The following is a 2,519-nucleotide window of genomic DNA, read 5'->3' as shown; positions in this document are numbered from 1 at the left end:
TGATCGCCGATGGTGAGATGATCGGCAAGTCCTGCCTGGCCGCCGATCATCACATGATGACCGATGGTCGTGCTGCCGGCAATGCCAACCTGCGCCACAACGATGCAGTGCTCTCCCACTGTGACATTGTGGGCAATCTGGACGAGATTGTCGACTTTGGTGCCTCGCTTGACCAGGGTCCGTCCGAATGTCGCGCGGTCGACCGTCACATTGGCTCCCAGTTCAACGTCGTCTTCGATGACCGCGCCGCCGAGTTGCGGGATCTTATGATGGCGGCCTTGATGCTGGACGTATCCGAACCCGTCGGCTCCGATCACGGTTCCACTGTGCACGATCACTCGCGCACCAAGTGAACAACCCTCACGAACGACGACATTGGGATACAGAACAGAATCGTCCCCGATCGTCGAATCCGATCCCACGAAAACCCCCGGATACAGCGTGACGCGATGACCGATCGTCACACGGTCGCCCAAGGTGACAAAAGGCCAGATGGAAGGATCAGTTCCGATCCGCACATCGTCGCCCTGCATCACATGCTCGGCAATGCCCCGTGGAGCCTGTTGCCGGACAAAAAAGGTCTGCGCCACGCGCGCGAAGGCCAACATCGGATGGTCCACGACGATTTGCGGCACAGCAAGATCTGGCAAATGCCGATAGACCAGTAGTGCTGCTACTCGAAGGGTGGCTGCCGCCTTTGACATTTTATCGTTGGCGATGAATGACAACGCGTTCGGGTCGGATTCGCCGAGACTTGTTAAGCCGGAGATCGGTGTCTGGCTGTCGCCATGAATCGTCCCCCCGACAACCTCGTGGATGTGAGCCAATGTGATCGGAGAAGGCAGTTGAGACTTGTTCATCTGGACGCGACTTTCTTTTTCCCAGAAGCCACGGCGGCGGCCTTTTTCGGCTTTCCAGCGGGGGCGGGCTTTACTGAACCGGCCTTCTTGGTGGACGGAGACTTGGCTGCGGCTGCCCTGGTTGTAGTCGACTTGGCCGATTTCGACTTGCCTGCAGCGGTCGCGGGTTTGACCGATTCAGGCCTGGACTCAGTCTTCGATTCAGCGAGCCGCCGCTGGACATAGGCAGCTACCGTGCCAACGGTGCTCAACCCCGGAAGGTCTTGATCCGGAATTTGGAGTTTGAATCGTTCCTCGATTTCGAAGAGCAGTTCGATAATAGCCACCGAGTCGAGACCGAGATCATCACGGAGATGGTGAGACTCGGTAATCGATGCAGGGTCTCGCTTAAGATAGCTGGACAAGGCTTGAACGATTTTAGAGGTAATTGCGGGATCGATCGGTTCAGTCATTATAGGTACTCCTTAATGGGATGAGCTCTTCGCATGCGCATTCGGCGAGGGATCCTCGATATTGTCAACCGTTTCATGCCACAAACTTTTTAAAGACCACCGTGGCGTTGTTACTGCCGAATCCGAATGCATTCAAGAGGGCATAGCGAACCTTTCGTTCTTGGACGGCGCGTCGGATGCCGTCCAAACGGCAGGCTGGATCGGGATCCTCATAGTTCGCCGTGGGGTGGATTTGTCCGGTATGGATTGAAAGAGTCGTTGCCACAGCGCCGATCGCTCCAGCCGCCCCCAATGTATGGCCGATGAGTGACTTCGTGGCGTTGACGGCGATTTTGTCCGCGCGATTCTTAAACAAACTCCTGATCGCCTTGGTCTCGACGGCATCGCCGATCGTCGTGGAAGTCGCATGAGCGTTGATATAATCGACCTGATCCGGTCCGATACCGGCGGAGTCTAAACCGATCTTCATGGTCGTGGATATTTCCTTGCCATCTTCCTGAGGAATGACCATATGATACGCTTCACTGGTGGCGGCATATCCGGCAAGTTCAGCATAGACTCTCGCTTTCCGCTTCTTGGCGTGCGCCAAAGATTCCACGACTAATGCAGCGGCGCCCTCGCCCATGACGAATCCATCGCGGTGTCGATCGAATGGGCGCGAGGCTCGCTCCGGAGCATCGTTAAACTCGCTGGAAAGAGCCCGCAACGAACAGAACCCGGCAAAGACCAACGGAGTAATGCTCGCGTCGGCCCCGACGACGATAATGACATCGGCCTGACCGCTGCGAATGCATTGAAGGGCTTGGCCTAGGGCATGGGCGCTGGAAGAACAGGCCGTCGAAATCGTAAGGTTCGGGCCTTTCGCACCATGAGCCATCGCGACGATGCCCGAAGCGGAATTCAACGTGATCGTCGGAATGAAATTGGGATGTACGCGATGCGGTCGTTGAGTTTTGAAGAGCTGGGTGATTTCACGCTCTCCCATCACCATCCCGCCCATGCCGGCTCCGACAATGACGCCGACGCGATGGGGAGCCTCTTTCGCCATGCTCAGCCCTGCATCGGCGAGTGCTTCTTTTGTGGAGACCAAGGCGAATTGCGCGTAGCGATCCACGCGACTCGCCTGCATAGTTGATAAATACTGTTCCGGTGAGAAATTGAGGACTTGCCCAGCAACCCGCGAACGATAGCCGGACATCGGAAACCA

The 2,519-nt window shown here is 56.6% G+C and carries 3 protein-coding genes; all 3 read right to left on the bottom strand.

Annotation, left to right across the window (positions count from 1 at the left end):
- Positions 1 to 860 (bottom strand): UDP-3-O-(3-hydroxymyristoyl)glucosamine N-acyltransferase (lpxD, locus tag ACOSYY_RS10635; protein ID WP_421662322.1); only part of this gene is annotated, 860 nt, incomplete at its 3' end.
- Entirely contained in the window at positions 857 to 1,312 is a 456-nt protein-coding gene (locus tag ACOSYY_RS10630) for an acyl carrier protein (protein ID WP_421662320.1), read from the bottom strand. The genes lpxD and ACOSYY_RS10630, both read right to left, overlap by 4 nt.
- Positions 1,313 to 1,385: 73 nt before the next feature.
- The coding region (locus tag ACOSYY_RS10625) for a beta-ketoacyl-[acyl-carrier-protein] synthase family protein (RefSeq protein WP_421662319.1) at positions 1,386 to 2,519 on the bottom strand (1,134 nt) is incomplete at its 5' end.

The sequence above is a fragment of the Nitrospira sp. BLG_2 genome, from assembly GCF_049222245.1.
The sequence above is the reverse complement of the archived record's forward strand: the minus strand, read 5'-3'. Positions and strand labels throughout refer to the sequence as shown.

Excerpts from the sequence above, each read along its gene's own strand:
- ACOSYY_RS10630 (WP_421662320.1), bottom strand. The coding sequence starts at position 1,312 with ATGACTGAACCGATCGATCCCGCAATTACCTCTAAAATCGTTCAAGCC.